13 protein-coding genes are annotated in these 15,800 nt (G+C 70.6%); 12 read left to right on the forward strand and 1 reads right to left on the reverse strand.

What is annotated here, in order from left to right:
- Positions 1-242: 242 nt before the first annotated feature.
- The 5 genes from uraD to aceE all read left to right on the forward strand — a co-directional run bounded on the left by uraD (position 243) and on the right by aceE (position 6,530).
- Positions 243-734 carry a 2-oxo-4-hydroxy-4-carboxy-5-ureidoimidazoline decarboxylase gene (gene uraD / locus NS354_RS11530; protein ID WP_241490507.1) on the forward strand — a complete coding sequence of 164 codons (492 nt, stop codon included), beginning with the start codon at positions 243-245 and terminating at the stop codon, positions 732-734.
- A complete protein-coding gene (gene uraH / locus NS354_RS11535) occupies positions 731-1,057 on the forward strand; it encodes a hydroxyisourate hydrolase (protein WP_058594622.1) in 327 nt (108 codons plus the stop codon). The genes uraD and uraH overlap by 4 nt, the downstream gene beginning before the upstream one ends.
- Positions 1,058-1,063: 6 nt before the next feature.
- A complete protein-coding gene (gene pucL / locus NS354_RS11540; RefSeq protein ID WP_058594623.1) occupies positions 1,064-1,969 on the forward strand; it encodes a factor-independent urate hydroxylase in 906 nt (301 codons plus the stop codon).
- Positions 1,970-2,054: 85 nt separating this feature from the next.
- The gene (locus NS354_RS11545) at positions 2,055-3,632 is read left to right on the forward strand and encodes a nucleobase:cation symporter-2 family protein (protein WP_153002205.1); all 1,578 of its coding nucleotides are present in this window, start codon (positions 2,055-2,057) and stop codon (positions 3,630-3,632) included.
- 129 nt (positions 3,633-3,761) lie between these two features.
- The gene (aceE, locus tag NS354_RS11550; RefSeq protein ID WP_430736005.1) at positions 3,762-6,530 is read left to right on the forward strand and encodes a pyruvate dehydrogenase (acetyl-transferring), homodimeric type; all 2,769 of its coding nucleotides are present in this window, start codon (positions 3,762-3,764) and stop codon (positions 6,528-6,530) included.
- A gap of 16 nt (positions 6,531-6,546) precedes the next feature.
- Here the strand turns inward: aceE and NS354_RS11555 are convergent, their stop codons facing one another.
- Positions 6,547-7,332, reverse strand: coding sequence for an IclR family transcriptional regulator (locus NS354_RS11555; protein ID WP_058594624.1), 786 nt, complete (start codon positions 7,330-7,332; stop codon positions 6,547-6,549).
- A 221-nt stretch (positions 7,333-7,553) separates the two neighbouring features.
- On the opposite strand from NS354_RS11555, the gene NS354_RS11560 reads away from it, so the two are divergent.
- The 7 genes from NS354_RS11560 to NS354_RS11590 form a co-directional block, all read left to right on the forward strand.
- The gene (locus tag NS354_RS11560) at positions 7,554-8,966 is read left to right on the forward strand and encodes an NAD-dependent malic enzyme (RefSeq protein WP_058594625.1); all 1,413 of its coding nucleotides are present in this window, start codon (positions 7,554-7,556) and stop codon (positions 8,964-8,966) included.
- Between the two features lie 12 nt (positions 8,967-8,978).
- Positions 8,979-10,589, forward strand: coding sequence for a malate synthase A (gene aceB, locus NS354_RS11565; protein ID WP_058594626.1), 1,611 nt, complete (start codon positions 8,979-8,981; stop codon positions 10,587-10,589).
- The gene (locus tag NS354_RS11570; protein ID WP_058594627.1) at positions 10,586-11,917 is read left to right on the forward strand and encodes a DUF6986 family protein; all 1,332 of its coding nucleotides are present in this window, start codon (positions 10,586-10,588) and stop codon (positions 11,915-11,917) included. The genes aceB and NS354_RS11570 overlap by 4 nt, the downstream gene beginning before the upstream one ends.
- Positions 11,914-12,729, forward strand: coding sequence for a bifunctional allantoicase/(S)-ureidoglycine aminohydrolase (locus tag NS354_RS11575; RefSeq protein WP_058594628.1), 816 nt, complete (start codon positions 11,914-11,916; stop codon positions 12,727-12,729). Before NS354_RS11570 ends, NS354_RS11575 begins: the two co-directional genes overlap by 4 nt.
- Positions 12,730-12,902: 173 nt before the next feature.
- Positions 12,903-13,682, forward strand: coding sequence for a hydroxypyruvate isomerase family protein (locus NS354_RS11580; protein ID WP_058594629.1), 780 nt, complete (start codon positions 12,903-12,905; stop codon positions 13,680-13,682).
- 46 nt (positions 13,683-13,728) lie between these two features.
- Positions 13,729-14,664 (forward strand): 2-hydroxy-3-oxopropionate reductase, encoded by a 936-nt coding sequence (locus NS354_RS11585; RefSeq protein WP_082678062.1) that lies wholly within the window; start codon positions 13,729-13,731, stop codon positions 14,662-14,664.
- Between the two features lie 156 nt (positions 14,665-14,820).
- Positions 14,821-15,800 (forward strand): thiamine pyrophosphate-binding protein (locus NS354_RS11590; RefSeq protein ID WP_275934830.1); only part of this gene is annotated, 980 nt, incomplete at its 3' end.

Below are 15,800 nucleotides of genomic sequence, written 5' to 3' on the forward strand. Positions count from 1 at the left end.
GGCGCGGCCGATCCCGGAGCCGGCCCCGGTGATCACGGCGACGCGGGCGGGCGGGCTCGCGGATGGGTTCGGTGCGGGAGGGGCGGAGTGCGTGCGGCTCATGGGCGCTCCTGCTGGGGATCGGGGCGGAGCCGAGCGCGCGGAGGAGATGGCCCTTGTGCGCACCCGGTGAGGTGTGGTTACCTACATTATCAACAAGTGAAATACTTATTCCGAATTACGGAATTAACGAGGGAGCAGAGTTGCTTTCACAGTTCAACGCGATGCCGGCCGATCAGGCGGCGGATCTCATCCGCCCGTGCGTCGACAACGAGCGCTGGATCACCGCGGTCGTCGCGGGCCGGCCGTACGACACGGTGGACGCGGCACTGGAGGTCGCCGACCGCGCGGCGGCGACCTGGAGCGCCGCCGACGTCGATCGGGCGCTCGCGCAGCACCCCCGCATCGGTGAGCGCGCAGACGGCGACACGGCGGAGGCCGAGCTCTCCCGCCGCGAGCAGGCGGCCACCGGCATCGATGACACGACGGAGGCGCAGCTGCTGACGGGCAACCGAGCGTACGAGGCGCGCTTCGGCCGCGTCTTCCTCATCCGTGCGGCGGGCCGCTCGGCGACCCAGATCCTCGCCGAACTCACCCGACGACTCGACAACACCGCGGAGGACGAGGCCGCCGAGGCGTCTCGGGAACTCGCGCAGATCGCCGCACTGCGGCTGGAAGGGCTACTCGCACCATGAGCCGCATCTCTACCCACGTACTCGACGCCTCGCGGGGCCGACCGGCCGAGAACGTCGTCGTGCACCTGCAGACCGCCGACGGCGGCACCCTCGACTCCGGCACGACCGACGCCGACGGCCGCATCTCCGACCTCGGGCCCGACGCGCTCGCCGCCGGGCACTACCGGCTGCGCTTCGAGGTCGCGGAGTACTTCGCCGCCACCGGAACGCCCGCGTTCTACCCGGTGATCACCATCGACTTCACCGTCGAGGCGGGGGAGGGGCACTACCACGTCCCGATCCTGCTCAGCCCGTTCGCATATTCCACCTACCGAGGGAGTTAAGCAGATATGTCCAGCAACCGCATCGTGCTCGGCGACAACCAGTTCGGCAAGGCCGAGAACCATCTGGTCAAGGTCACGAAGCACGGCTCGCGCCACAGCATCGAAGACCTGACCGTGGTCTCGCAGCTGCACGGCGACTTCGCCGCCGCGTACTACGACGGCGACAACGCGCACGTCGTGCCCACCGACACGCAGAAGAACACCGTGTTCGCGTTCGCTCAGGCGGGCGTCGGATCGCCGGAGGACTTCCTCCTGCGCCTCGGCCAGCACTTCGTCGACGATTTCGACTGGGTGACCGGCGGCCGCTGGGCGGCCCGTCAGGTGACGTGGGATCGCATCGAGGTCGACGGGGTCGAGCACGACCACTCGTTCTTCCGCGGCGGATCGGGCGGAGAGACCCGCACCGCGGTGGTGAAGCTCGTCGGCGACGAGCAGCACGTCATCGCCGGGCTCGAGGATCTCTCCGTGCTGAAGACCACGGAGTCGGGCTTCGTGGGCTACCCGGTCGACCAGTACACGACGCTGGCCGAGACGACCGACCGCATCCTCGCGACGAGCGTCACCGGGCGGTGGCTCTACAACACGACCGACCTCGACTTCAACGCGACCTACGCGTCGGTGAAGCGCATCATGCTCGAGGTCTTCACGAACCACTACTCGCGCGCGCTGCAGGAGACCCAGTACCTCATGGGCAAGGCGGTGCTCGAGGCGCACCCCGAGATCGACGAGATCAAGTTCTCGATGCCCAACCTGCACCACTTCGCCGTCGACCTGTCGTACTGCGATGTCGAGAACGACAACGAGGTGTTCTGGGCCGCGCACAGCCCCTACGGGCTCATCGAGGGCACGCTCCGCCGCGAGGATCTGGGCGACACCGACAAGATCTGGAAGGGCGTTCCCGCGTTCGCGTGATCGCCCCGGGGATCCGGACGGAGGACGGGGCCGTGCGGATTCCGCTCCCTGAGGAACACACATCATGCCGACGAGGAGGTCAGCAATGACGAGCAAGACCAGGAAACCCTTCCCCGGAACGATCGACGTGCAGGGCGAGCCGGAGAACGACCGGCCATCGCTGCCGCGCACCATCATGTACGGGCTGCAGCACGTGCTCACCATGTACGGCGGGATCATCGCCCCGCCGCTCATCATCGGCAGCGCCGTGGGGGCGACACCCGACCAGATCGGGATCCTCATCGCGTGCTGCCTGTTCATCGGCGGGCTCGCGACCATTCTGCAGAGCGTCGGCATCCCGTTCTTCGGGTCGAAGCTCCCGCTCGTGCAGGGCGTCTCGTTCGCGTCGGTGTCGACGATGACCGCGATCGTCGCCGGCGGCGGCAGCATCAACGAGATCTTCGGCGCGGTGCTGCTCGCGTCGGTGTTCGGCTTCATCATCACGCCGTTCTTCGCGCAGATCATCCGCTTCTTCCCGCCGGTCGTCACCGGCGTCGTCATCACCTCGATCGGGCTCACGCTGATGCCGGTTGCGGGCAACTGGATCATGGGCGGCAACGCCGCCGCCGATGATTACGGCTCGGTCGCGGGCATCGGCCTCGCCGCCGTCACGCTGCTCGTGGTGATCGTCTGCTCGAAGGTGGGCAAGGGCACGCTCTCGCGCCTCGCGGTGCTGGTCGGCCTCGTCGTCGGCACCATCGTCGCGATCCCGATGGGCATCGCCGACTTCTCGAACGTGCTCGAGGGCGACATCTTCGCGCTGCCGGTGCCGTTCGCGTTCGGGTGGCCCGAGTTCCACGTCGCCTCCACGGTGTCGATGTTCATCGTCGTGCTCGTGATCCTCACCGAGACCGCCGCCGACATCCTCGCGGTCGGCGAGATCACGGGTTCGAAGGTGAACTCGAAGCGGATCGCGAACGGGCTGCGCGCCGACATGATCTCCAGCATCGTCTCGCCGATCTTCAACTCGTTCACGCAGTCCGCGTTCGCGCAGAACGTGGGGCTCGTGGCGATCACCGGGGTGCGCAGCCGGTTCGTCGTCACCGCGGGCGGGTGCATCCTGCTCATCCTCGGCGTGCTGCCGATCATGGGCCGCGTGGCCGGCGCGATCCCGATGCAGGTGCTCGGCGGTGCGGGCATCGTGCTGTTCGGCTCGGTCGCCGCCTCGGGCATCCGCACCCTGTCGAAGGTCTCCTACCAGGACAACATGAACCTCGTCATCGTGGCGACGAGCCTGGCCTTCGGCATGCTGCCGATCGTCAAGCCCGACATCTACAGCCAGTTCCCGAACTGGTTCGAGGTGATCTTCCACTCCGGCATCTCGTCGGCGGCGCTCATGGCGATCATTCTGAACATCGTCTTCAACGAGCTCCACTTCGGCAAGAAGTCGCGCAACAAGAACGCGTTCGCCGCGAGCCCGCCGCGCATGGTGCGGGAGGACGAGATCCGCGCCCTCGAGGAGGGCGACACGTTCATCGGCGGCAAGCTCTACTCGAAGAACGGCGAGGAGATCCCGGTGCAGCGCATCGATGAAACCGGCGACGTGACGCATTCGCTGCACATCCCGACGGTCGACCGGGTGCGCGCCGATACGGGCAACGTCAGAACCGGCAAGAACCAGTAGTCATCCGAAGACCGTTCGCCGCGGTGCCGGGCCGGGAGGCCCGCGCCGAGGCTGCGATGAAAGCGAGCATCCGTGCACTCCACGTTCGACACCCCGCCGCAGCGCTTCCGCGCACGCACCCGGCGCACGCTGACCGACGACGCCTCGGGCGGGCTGCCCGCGGGCGGCTCGGCCGGGCAGCGCGCCGACATCGATCCGGAGGAGACCGCCGAGTGGGTCGAGTCGTTCGACGGCCTCCTCAGCACCGGGGGAGCGGATCGCGCCGCCCACATCCTGTCCGTGCTGGAGGCGCGGCATCCGCGGGGCGCCGAGGCGCGGGAGGCGTCCGTGACCGAGCCGGCGAACCCGGGCGCCTCGTTCACGACCGACTACGTGAACACGATCCCGGCGTCGGCCGACGCCGCCTACCCGGGCGACGAGGCCGCCGAGCGCCGGTACCGCGCCTGGATCCGCTGGAACGCCGCCGTCATGGTGCACCGCGCGCAGCGGCCCGAGATCGGCGCGGGCGGCCACATCGCCACTTATGCGGGGGCCGCGACGATCTACGAGACGGGGTTCAACCACTTCTTCCGCGGCAAGGATCACCCGTCGGGCGGCGACCAGGTCTTCTTCCAGGGGCACGCGTCGCCCGGGGTGTACGCGCGATCCTTCGTCGAGGGCCGGCTCAGCGAGGCGCAGCTCGACGCCTTCCGCCAGGAGCGCTCGCGCCCGGGCGGCGGCCTGCCGAGCTACCCGCACCCGCGGCTGCTGCCCGAGTACTGGGAGTACCCGACCGTGTCGATGGGCATCGGGCCGATGAACGCGATCTCCCAGGCGCAGGCGAACCGGTACCTCGCGGCGCGGGGCATCGCCGACACGGCCGAGCAGCGCGTGTGGGCCTTCCTCGGCGACGGCGAGATGGATGAGCCCGAGTCGCGCGGCATGCTGCAGCTCGCCGCGAACGACGGCCTCGACAACCTGACGTTCGTGATCAACTGCAACCTGCAGCGGCTCGACGGCCCGGTGCGCGGCAACGGCAAGATCGTGCAGGAGCTCGAGGCCTGGTTCCGGGGCGCCGGGTGGAACGTGATCAAGGTGCTCTGGGGCCGCGAGTGGGACGAGCTGCTCGCCCGCGATCACGACCGGGCGCTGGTCGACCTCATGAACGCCACCCCCGACGGCGACTTCCAGACGTACAAGGCCGAATCGGGCGGGTTCGTGCGCGACCACTTCTTCGGGCGCGACCCGCGGGCGGCGAGGCTCGTCGAGTCGTACAGCGACGACGACATCTGGAATCTGCGGCGCGGCGGTCACGACTACCGCAAGCTCTACTCGGCGTTCACGGCCGCGAGCGAGCACCGGGGCCAGCCGACCGTGATCCTCGTGAAGACGGTGAAGGGCTACAAGCTCGGCCCGAGCTTCGAGGGCCGCATGGCGTCGCACCAGATGAAGAAGATGGCGGTGCAAGACCTGAAGGACTTCCGCGATCTCCTGCGCATCCCCATCCCCGATCGCGATCTCGAGGGCGACATCTACGCGCCGCCCTACTACCGGCCCGACCCGGGGGCGCCCGAGCTCGACTACCTGCTCGAGCGGCGGCGCGCCCTCGGCGGCGCCGTTCCCGAGCGGCGGTCGAGGTGCACGCAGATCCCGCTGCCGCAGCCGAAGGCCTACGAGCAGGCGCGCAAGGGGTCGGGGCAGCAGCAGGCCGCCACCACCATGGCGTTCGCCCGCATTCTGCGGGAGCTGCTGCGAGACACGGGCATGGGGCACCGGGTCGTGCCGATCATCCCCGACGAGGCGCGCACGTTCGGCATGGACGCGTACTTCCCGACCGCGAAGATCTACAACCCGCAGGGGCACTCCTACATGTCGGTCGACCGCGAGCTGCTGCTGGCGTACAAGGAATCGGAGTCGGGGCAGATCCTGCACGTCGGCATCAACGAGGCGGGCGCGGTGGCGGCGTTCACCGCGGCGGGCACGTCGTACGCCACGCACGGCGAGCCGCTCATCCCGGTCTACGTGTTCTACTCGATGTTCGGGTTCCAGCGCACGGGCGACGCGTTCTGGGCCGCGGGCGACCAGATGGCCCGGGGCTTCGTGATCGGGGCGACGGCGGGCCGCACGACGCTGCAGGGCGAGGGGCTGCAGCACGGCGACGGGCACTCGCACCTGCTCGCCTCGACGAACCCCGCGGTGGTGGGCTACGACCCGGCGTTCGGCTACGAGCTCGCGCACATCGTGCGCGCCGGGTTCGAGCGGATGTACGGGGGCGAGCACCCCGATCCCGACGTGATGTACTACCTGACCGTCTACAACGAGCCCATCGCGCAGCCCGCGGAGCCGGAGGGCGTCGACGTGGAGGGCATCCTCGCCGGCATGCACCGCATCAGCACGGCCGCCTCGGGCGGGGCGCCGGCGCAGATTCTCGCGTCGGGGGTCGCGGTGCCGTGGGCGCTGCGCGCGCAGGAGATGCTCGCCGCGGAGTGGGGGGTGGCCGCGGATGTCTGGTCGGTGACGAGCTGGACGGAGCTGCGCCGCGAGGCGATGCGGGCCGACGAGGGGGTGCTGCGGGGCGAGGCCCGGCGCACGCCGTACGTCACGCGGCGGCTGGCCGAGAGCAGCGGCGGCCCGGTGATCGCGGTGAGCGACTTCATGCGGCAGGTGCAGGATCAGATCGCCCCGTACAGCCCGCACCGGTTCCTCTCGCTCGGCACCGACGGGTTCGGGTTCTCGGATACGCGGGCGGCGGCGCGGCGCTTCTACCGGGTCGACGTCGAGTCGATCGTGGTGCGCACCCTGGAGGCGCTGGCGCTCGACGGCGCGGTCGATCCGGCCGTCCCGGCGCGCGCGGCCGAGCAGTACCGCCTCGGCGATCTGACCGCGGGGTCGACGGGCCGCGCGGGCGGCGACGCCTGAGGGTCGCCGGGTGGGGTCAGCGGGCGCTGCCGGGGTCGGTGAACGAGGCGCCGATCACGGCGGCGGCCTGCTGCAGCAGGGGGACGGCGCGCATGCCGAACGCCTCGTCGACGCGCGACGTGGGGCCGGAGACGGAGATCGCCATCGGCGACGGGGCGTTCGGCACCGACACCGCGTAGCAGCGCACTCCGGCCTCCTGCTCGTTGTCGTCGACCGAGTAGCCGCGCTGGCGGATCATCTCGAGGTGCTTCAGCAGTTCGTCGATGGTGCCGATCGTCTTCGAGGTCGCCCGCGGCATGCCCGCCTGGTCGACGATGCGGCGCACGGTCTGGTCGTCGAGCTGGGCGAGGATCGCCTTGCCGACGCCGGTGTTGTGCATCGGGGCGCGGCGGCCCACCTCGGTGAACATGCGCACGGAGTGCGGGGAGGGGACCTGCGCGATGTAGAGCACCTGGTCGGCCTCGCGCACGGCCATGTTGGCCGATTCCTGCAGCTCGGCGACGAGCCAGGCGAGCTGGGGTCGCGCGAAGACGCCGAGCTGGGTGCTCGCCCCGTCGCCGAGTCGCATGAGGCGGCTGCCGAGGGAGTACCGCCGATCCTCGCGCTGCCGCACGTAGCCGTGGTCGGAGAGGGTGCGGATGAGGCGGTGCACGGTCGGCAGGGAGAGCTTCGACTGGTCGGCGAGCTCGCTCAGCGTGAGGGTGCCGCCGCCGTCGGCCAGCGCCTCCAGGAGTTCGAATGCGCGCTCGACGGACTGCACCCGCCCCGTCGGCTTCGAGGCTGCTTCCTCGGATTGCGCCATGGCGCACCTCCCTCTTCCATGTCGAACCGCGTGACGTTCACCCTACCGGCAGGGCGCCCGCACGGTCTCGGCCCATTCCGCGTGCGCCGCAGGGGGCGGGGCGATGCTTGCGCACCGCTGTCCGCGCCCCTACTATTATTCCACACTCCAAAAGAACTTATCCGCATCGTGAAAGTTTGGGAGTGCCAATGCTGCACACGTTCCGATCGAGGAGGATCAACATGGCTGCTCCGAGCCCCGGGTATTCCGTCACCTTCCGGCTGTCCGCCCCATCGGGCTACAGCATCACCAGCGAGATCGTCTCCCAAGCCGGCGGCGCGGGCGCGCAGATCACGGCCGTCGACGTCGTCGAGTCGCACCACGACCGCATGGTCATCGACCTCACCGCCAACACGTCGTCGCCCGAGCACGCCGAGGAGGTGGGCCGGGCGCTCGAGACGATCGACGGCGTCGCCGTCGAGCACGCGAGCGACCGCACCTTCCTGATCCACCTCGGCGGCAAGCTCGAGGTCGTGCCGAAGCTCGAACTGCGCAACCGCGACGACCTCTCGCGCGCCTACACTCCAGGCGTCGCCCGCGTCTCGAAGGCGATCGCCGAAGACCGCTCGCTGGCGCGCAACCTCACCGTCAAGCGCAACACGATCGCGGTCGTCTCCGACGGCTCCGCCGTGCTCGGCCTCGGCAACATCGGGCCGGAGGGCGCGCTGCCGGTGATGGAGGGCAAGGCCGCCCTGTTCAAGCAGTTCGCCGACGTCGACGCGTGGCCCGTGTGCCTCGACACGCAGGACAGCGACGAGATCGTGCGCATCGTCAAGGCGATCGCCCCCGTCTACGGCGGCGTGAACCTCGAAGACATCGCGGCCCCGCGGTGCTTCGAGATCGAGGCCCGCCTGCGCGAGGAGCTCGACATCCCCGTCTTCCACGACGACCAGCACGGCACCGCGATCGTCGTGCTCGCCGCCCTCACCAATGCGCTGCGCCTCGTCGGCAAGCGGATCGGCGACATCAGGGTGGCCATCAGCGGCGTCGGCGCCGCGGGCAACGCGATCATCCAGCTGCTGCAGGCCTCGGGGGTCACCCACATCGTCGCGGCGGGCCGCGGCGGCATCGTCGCCCGCGACCACGAGCACACCGACGCGCACCGCAAGCAGATCGCCGAGGGCACGAACCCCGACAACATCACCGGCACGCTCTCCGACGCGGTACGCGGCGCCGACGTCTTCATCGGCGTCTCCGCGCCCGACGTGCTGACGGAGGAGGACGTCGCGCAGATGGCGGATCGGGCCATCGTGTTCGCCCTCGCGAACCCCGACCCCGAGATCGACCCCGCGCTCGCCGCGCGGCACGCCGCGGTCGTCGCGACCGGGCGCAGCGACTACCCGAACCAGATCAACAACGTGCTCGCCTTCCCGGGCGTCTTCCGCGGCCTGCTCGACGCGGGGGTCTCGGACGTGACGAACGAGATGCTCGTCGCCGCGGCGCGCGCGATCAGCGAGAACGTCTCCGACGAGCAGCTGAACTCGAGCTACATCATCCCCAGCGTGTTCGACGGCGATGTCGCCCGAGACGTCGCCGACGCGATCGTCGAGGTCGCCGGTCGAGCCGCGCGCACGCACGAACCCGCCACGGTATAAGGAGGCATCCCCATGTCGATCACGGTCACCGACCTCACTCCCACGGCGCGCGCCGGCGAGATCCTCACGCCCGACGCGCTCGCCTTCGTCGAGGCGCTGCACGAGCGCTTCGCCGAGCGCGTTCCGGTGCTCCTCGAGGAGCGGCGGGCGCGGCAGGCCGGCCTCGCGGAGCGCCCGGTGCTCGATTTCCTGCCCGAGACGCGGTCGGTGCGGGAGGGCACGTGGAAGGTGCCGGCCCCGCCGCAGGCGCTCGCGGATCGCCGGGTCGAGATCACGGGGCCCGCGTCGCCCGCGAAGATGGCGATCAACGCCCTGAACTCGGGGGCGAAGGTGTGGCTCGCCGACCTCGAGGACGCGTCGACGCCGACCTGGCACAACGTGATCGACGCGATCACGAACCTCGCCGACGCGGCGCGCGGCACCCTCGCGCACACGTCGCCCGACGGCAGGGAGTACCGCCTCCGCGACGACGCGCCGCTCGCGGTGGTCGTCGCCCGCCCGCGCGGCTGGCACTTGCCCGAGGTGCACGTGCGGGTGAACGGCGCACCGGCCGTCGGCGCGCTCGTCGACTTCGGGCTGCACGTCTTCCACACGGCCGACCTGCTCGCCCCGCAGGGCGCGGGCCCCTTCTACTACCTGCCGAAGATGGAGAGCCACCGCGAGGCCCGGCTCTGGCACGAGGTGTTCGCATTCGCCGAATCGCACCTCGGCATCCCGGCGGGCACGATCCGCGCGACCATGCTGATCGAGACCATCACCGCCGCCTACGAGATGGACGAGATGCTCTACGAGCTCGGCGAGCACGCCGTCGGCCTGAACGCCGGGCGCTGGGACTACCTGTTCAGCATCATCAAGAACTTCCGCGACTCGGGCGCCGCGTTCGAGCTGCCCGACCGGGCGCAGGTGGCGATGACCGCGCCGTTCATGCGTGCGTACACCGAGCTGCTCGTGCAGACGTGCCACAAGCGGGGCGCGTTCGCGATGGGCGGCATGGCCGCCGTGATCCCGAACCGCCGCGATCCCGAGGCGACCGCGAGCGCGCTGCAGCAGGTGCGCGACGACAAGACGCGCGAGGCGGGCGACGGCTTCGACGGCTCGTGGGTGGCCCACCCCGACCTCGTGCCGGTGTGCCGGGAGGTGTTCGACGACGTGCTCGGCGACCGGCCGAACCAGATCGATCGCCTGCGCCCCGACGTCGAGGTGGCGGCGGCCGACCTGATCGACATCCGGTCGCTGCAGGGCACGGCCACGCTCGACGGCCTGCGCACCAACCTGTACGTGTCGGTGGCGTACACGGCCGTGTGGCTGAGCGGGAACGGGGCCGTGCAGATCCACGGCCTCATGGAGGATGCGGCCACGGCCGAGATCTCGCGCTCCCAGGTGTGGCAGCAGCTGCGCAACCGCACCCGGCTCGACAGTGGCGAGGAGGTGACCGCGGAGCTCGTGGGGCGCCTGCTCGACGAGGAGCTCGACCGGCTGCGCGGCGAGGTCGACGCCGAGCCGTTCGAGCGGTACTACGCGCCCGCCGCGGAGCTCATCCGCGAGATCGTGCTGAGCTCGGAGTACGTCGACTTCCTCACTCTCCCCGCGTACGAGCTGCTCACGAGCGGCGAGCGCGCATGAGCGGCGCCGAGACGACGGGCACTCTGACGGCCGCCGACCTGAGCGCGGCCGCAGCGCAGCTCGCCCCGACCGACCGGCTGCTCGCGAGCGCCTACCCGGGCGACTCCGGCGAGCGGCAGCCGATCCACACCGTTTACATTCCGGCGCAGCACTACCGGGAGGGCATCGCCGGCGAGTGGGGGCGCCGGGCCGCAGAGCTCGTGGAGCGCCACGGCGGCTACCCGGCCCTCATGGAACTGCTCGGCATCGCCGACGAGGATCGGCCGGTGCTGACCGAGCGGGTGCGCGAGAAGCTCGCGCGCGAGCCGATCGAGGATCTGCGCATCGACTTCGAGGACGGGTTCGGCGACCCGGGCGACGAGGCCGAGGATGCGGCGGCGGTCTCGGCGGCGGAGACGCTCGCGCGGGATGCCGCCGCGGGCACCGCGCCGCCGTTCGTCGGCATCCGCTTCAAGTGCTTCGAGGCGGCCACGCGCGAGCGCGGCATCCGCACCCTCGACCTCTTCGTCACCGCGCTCGTGCGCGCGTGCGGCGTGGCGGGCCTCCCCGAGGGGCTGGTGCTGACGCTGCCGAAGGTGAGCACGGTCGACCAGTGCGTCGTGATGGTGACGCTGCTCGGCCGCCTCGAGGAGCGCCTCGGCCTGCCCGCGGGGCGGCTCGGGTTCGAGGTGCAGGTCGAGACCCCGCAGATCGTGCTCGCGGCCGACGGCACCGTGCCGCTCGCGCGCGTGCTGCACGCCGGCGAGGGGCGCATCACGGGGCTGCACTACGGCACGTACGACTACTCGGCCGCGGTGGGGGTGTCGCCGCAGTTCCAGTCGATGGAGCACCCCGCGGCCGACTTCGCCAAAGCGGTGATGCAGGTCGCCGCCGCGGGCACCGGCGTGCGGCTCTCCGACGGCTCGACGAACGTCATCCCCTCGGGCGATGCGGGCCCGGCCGAGACGTGGCGGCTGCACCACCGCCTCGTCACGCGCTCGCTGGAGCGCGCGTTCTACCAGGGGTGGGACCTGCACCCCGCCCACCTGCCGAGCCGCTTCGTCGCGAGCTACGCGTTTCTGCGCACCGGGGTCGACCAGGCCGCGACGCGGCTGCGCAACTACGTGCAGCAGAACACCGACGGGTTCCTCGACGAGCCCGCGACGGCCCGGCCGCTCGCGGCGTTCCTCGCCCGCGGTGTCCAGTCCGGGGCGATCAGCCCCGACGAGCTCGCCGACCGCGTCGGCATCGACGCGGCCGAACTCATCGCCATCGCTTACCCGGCGCGCGCCCGCGCGCCGCAGCCAGCGCCGGGCGCCGCCCGGCTGGAGAAGGAGAGCCACCAGTGACCACCCCCTCGTACGCGACCATCGATCCGGCACTCCCCGCGCAGACCGACGCGCTCGGGTCGGCGGCGATCGTGAAGCACGGCTACACCGTGATCCCCCGCTCGGTGATGCGCGACATCGTCACCAGCTTCTACCCGGAGTGGGAGGGGACCCGCTCGTGGATTCTGAACCGCCCGGTGGCGGGCGGGGCGACGACGTTCGTGCAGGCGATCCTCGAGGTGCAGCCGGGCGGGGGATCGGACCGCCCCGAGCCGCAGCCCGAGGTCGAGTCGTTCCTCTTCGTGCTCGACGGCGCGTTCACCGTCACGATCGACGGCGCCGAGCACGCGCTCGCCGCAGGGGGGTACGCGTTCGTGCCCGCGGGCACCGCGTGGACGCTGCGCAACACGGGGTCTTCGGCCGGCCAGTTCCACTGGTTCCGCAAGCGCTACGAGCCCGTCGCCGGTCTCGAGCCGCGGCCGCTCGTCGGCAACGAGCAGGACATCGCGCCGGCCCCGATGGCGGGCACGGAGGGCAAGTGGGCGACGACGAGGTTCTTCGACCCGGCCGACCTCGCCTACGACTTCCACGTCACGGTGGTGACGTTCGAGCCGGGGGCGAAGATCCCGTTCCTGGAGACGCACGTCATGGAGCACGGCATCTTCGTGCTCGAGGGCAACGCCGTGTACCGCCTCAATGACGACTGGGTCGAGCTGCAGCCGGGCGACTACTTCTCGCTGCGCGCGTTCTGCCCGCAGGCCTGCTACGCGGGCGGGCCGGGCAAGTTCCGCTACCTGCTGTACAAGGACGTCAATCGTCAGATCGCGCTCTGATTCCCGCGCGCGGGCGGAGGTGCGGCGTGAGCTGCGCCCCGACGGTGCGGGGGCCTTCGGGTGCTTGACAGCCCGGCCCCCGCTCCGTAGTCTTTTTCCACAAGATAGAATTACTTTTCCGTATAGCGAAAAGGTTCGCAGTCGGTCTCAATGAAGAAAGCCGAGGTTGTCCGTTGACGTACACCGTGAACGCTTCGATTCTGCTCACGCACCTGCCGCTCCTCGAGCGCCCCGCCGCGGCCCGCGAGGCCGGGTTCTCGGCGGTCGAATTCTGGTGGCCGTTCGCCGCGGCCGTGCCGGGCGACGCCGAGGTCGACCGCTTCGTCGCCGCCATTCAAGATGCCGGGGTGACGCTCAGCGGCCTCAACTTCTTCGCGGGCGACATGCCGGGCGGCGACCGCGGCCTCGTGTCATGGGTCGGGCGCGAGCAGGAGTTCGCCGACAACATCGACGTCGTCGTCGGAATCGGGGAGCGCCTCGGCACCCGCGCCTTCAACGCCCTCTACGGCAAGCGCCTCGACGGCGTCGCCCCCGAGGCGCAGGACGAGCTGGCCGTGCAGCACCTCACCGCCGCCGCGGCGGGCGTCGCCCGCATCGGGGGAACGGTGCTGCTCGAGCCCGTCTCGGGTGCTCCGGCCTACCCGTTGCAGACCGCGCAGGACGCGCTCGACGTCATCGCGCGCGCCGGTCAGAGCAACATCAAGCTGCTGGCCGACTTCTACCACCTCGCGGCGAACGGCGACGACGTCGCCCGGGTGATCGAGACGCACGCGCACGAGTTCGGGCACATCCAGATCGCCGACCACCCGGGTCGCAACGAGCCCGGCACCGGCACCCTGCCGCTCGCATCGTGGATCGAGCGCAGCCGGCAGCTCGGCTACGACGGCTACATCGGGCTCGAATACCAGGCATCGCAGCCCGACCCGTTCGCGTGGATCGCGAACTTCGGCTGACGCACGCCGCCATCACACCGCATCGCATCGCATCGCACCGCACACTCTGGAGAGAAAGGGGCCGTTCGTGTCGAACATCGCCTTCATCGGACTCGGCATCATGGGCCTGCCCATGGCGAAGAACCTCGTCGCCGCAGGGCACAGCGTCACCGGATACAACCGTTCCCCGCAGAAAGTCGCAGACCTCGTCGCCGCCGGCGGCTCGGGCGCCGAGACCGTCGCAGACGCCGTCGCCGACGCCGACATCGTCGTGACGATGGTGCCCGATTCGCCCGACGTCGAGGCGGTCGTCACCGGCGCCGACGGCGTCTTCGCGAACGCGAAGCCCGGCGCGCTGTGGATCGACTTCTCGTCGATCCGCCCCGACGTCGCCGCGCGACTCGCCGAGGAGGCGCGCACCGCCGGCATCCGCCCGCTCGACGCGCCCGTCTCGGGCGGAGAGCCCGGCGCCGTCGACGGCGTGCTGTCGATCATGGTCGGCGGAGACACCGCCGACTTCGAGGCGGCGGAGTCGGTCTTCGACGCGGTCGGCAAGACCATCGTGCACGTCGGGCCGTCGGGCTCGGGGCAGACGGTGAAGGCCGCCAACCAGCTGATCGTCGCCGTCAACATCCAGGCGCTCGCCGAGGCCGTCGCGTTCCTCGAGGCCTACGGCGTCGACACCGACGCGGCGCTCCGCGTGCTCGGCGGCGGGCTCGCGGGCTCCAAGGTGCTCGACCAGAAGGGGCACAAGATGCTGCACCGCGACTTCGCCCCCGGATTCCGGCTCGCGCTGCACCACAAGGATCTCGGCATCGTCACCTCCGCCGCCCGCGAAGCCGGCGTGGTGGTGCCCCTCGGCGCCGCGGTCGCGCAGCTCGTCGCCGCGCTCGTCGCCCGCGGCGACGGCGGGCTCGACCACTCCGGGCTCTTCAAGCTCACCACCGAGCTGGCAGCCCCGCCCGCCGCGGCCGCTTCCGGCGCGTCCGCTTCCGGCGCTTAGCCCGAAGCCCCCCGACCCCGGGGCCGGTGCGGCAACATTCCCGTGTTCTTGCTCACACAAGTCCTCGCACCGGCCCCGGTCATCCTCCCCGCGCACCCGCGTGCGCACACGCACACGCAATATCCGACTCTTACCATCCCGATGGAGGGAACCACCATGGCTCAGATGCGCGCCGTCGATGCGGCAGTCCTGATTCTCGAGAAGGAAGGCGCGACCCAGGCCTTCGGCCTCCCCGGCGCCGCGATCAACCCGTTCTACTCCGCGATGAAGGCGCACGGCGGCATCTCGCACGTGCTCGCCCGCCACGTCGAGGGCGCCTCGCACATGGCCGAGGGGTACACCCGCGCCGAGGCCGGCAACATCGGCATCTGCATCGGCACCTCGGGGCCCGCCGGCACCGACATGATCACGGGGCTCTACTCGGCCGCGGCCGACTCGATCCCGATCCTCTGCATCACCGGTCAGGCGCCCGTCGCGAAGCTCGACAAGGAGGACTTCCAGGCCGTCGACATCGCCTCGATCGCGAAGCCCGTCACCAAGATGGCGAAGACGGTGCTCGAGGCGGGGCAGGTGCCCGGCGTCTTCCAGCAGGCGTTCTTCCTCATGCGCTCGGGCCGGCCCGGGCCCGTGCTCATCGACCTGCCGATCGACGTGCAGCAGACCGTCATCGAGTTCGACATCGACCTCTACGAGCCCCTGCCCGTCGCGAAGCCCGCCGCGAGCGCCGCGCAGATCGAGCGCGTGCTCGCGATGCTCGACGCCGCCGAGAAGCCCGTCATCGTCGCGGGCGGCGGCATCATCAACGCCGACGCCTCCGACCGGTTCGTCGAGCTGGCCGAGACCCTGAACGTGCCGGTGATCCCCACCCTCATGGGCTGGGGCACGATCCCCGACGACCACCCGCTCATGGCCGGCATGGTGGGCCTGCAGACCCAGCACCGCTACGGCAACGAGAACCTGCTCGCCAGCGACCTCGTGATCGGGCTCGGCAACCGCTGGGCGAACCGCCACACCGGCACCCTCGACGTGTACACGAAGGGCCGCAAGTTCGTGCACATCGACATCGAGCCCACGCAGATCGGCCGCGTCTTCGCCCCCGATCTCGGCATCGTCTCCGACGCGGCCGCCGCGATCGA

Source organism: Leucobacter chromiiresistens, from assembly GCF_001477055.1.
Taxonomy (GTDB): domain Bacteria; phylum Actinomycetota; class Actinomycetes; order Actinomycetales; family Microbacteriaceae; genus Leucobacter; species Leucobacter chromiiresistens_A.

Bases quoted from the DNA above. Each gene is read 5' to 3' on its own strand.
- uraH (WP_058594622.1), top strand. From the start codon at position 731: ATGAGCCGCATCTCTACCCACGTACTCGACGCCTCGCGGGGCCGACCG.
- pucL (WP_058594623.1), top strand. From the start codon at position 1,064: ATGTCCAGCAACCGCATCGTGCTCGGCGACAACCAGTTCGGCAAGGCC.
- NS354_RS11545 (WP_153002205.1), top strand. From the start codon at position 2,055: ATGACGAGCAAGACCAGGAAACCCTTCCCCGGAACGATCGACGTGCAG.
- NS354_RS11555 (WP_058594624.1), bottom strand. From the start codon at position 7,332: ATGGCGCAATCCGAGGAAGCAGCCTCGAAGCCGACGGGGCGGGTGCAG.
- NS354_RS11560 (WP_058594625.1), top strand. From the start codon at position 7,554: ATGGCTGCTCCGAGCCCCGGGTATTCCGTCACCTTCCGGCTGTCCGCC.
- aceB (WP_058594626.1), top strand. From the start codon at position 8,979: ATGTCGATCACGGTCACCGACCTCACTCCCACGGCGCGCGCCGGCGAG.
- NS354_RS11570 (WP_058594627.1), top strand. From the start codon at position 10,586: ATGAGCGGCGCCGAGACGACGGGCACTCTGACGGCCGCCGACCTGAGC.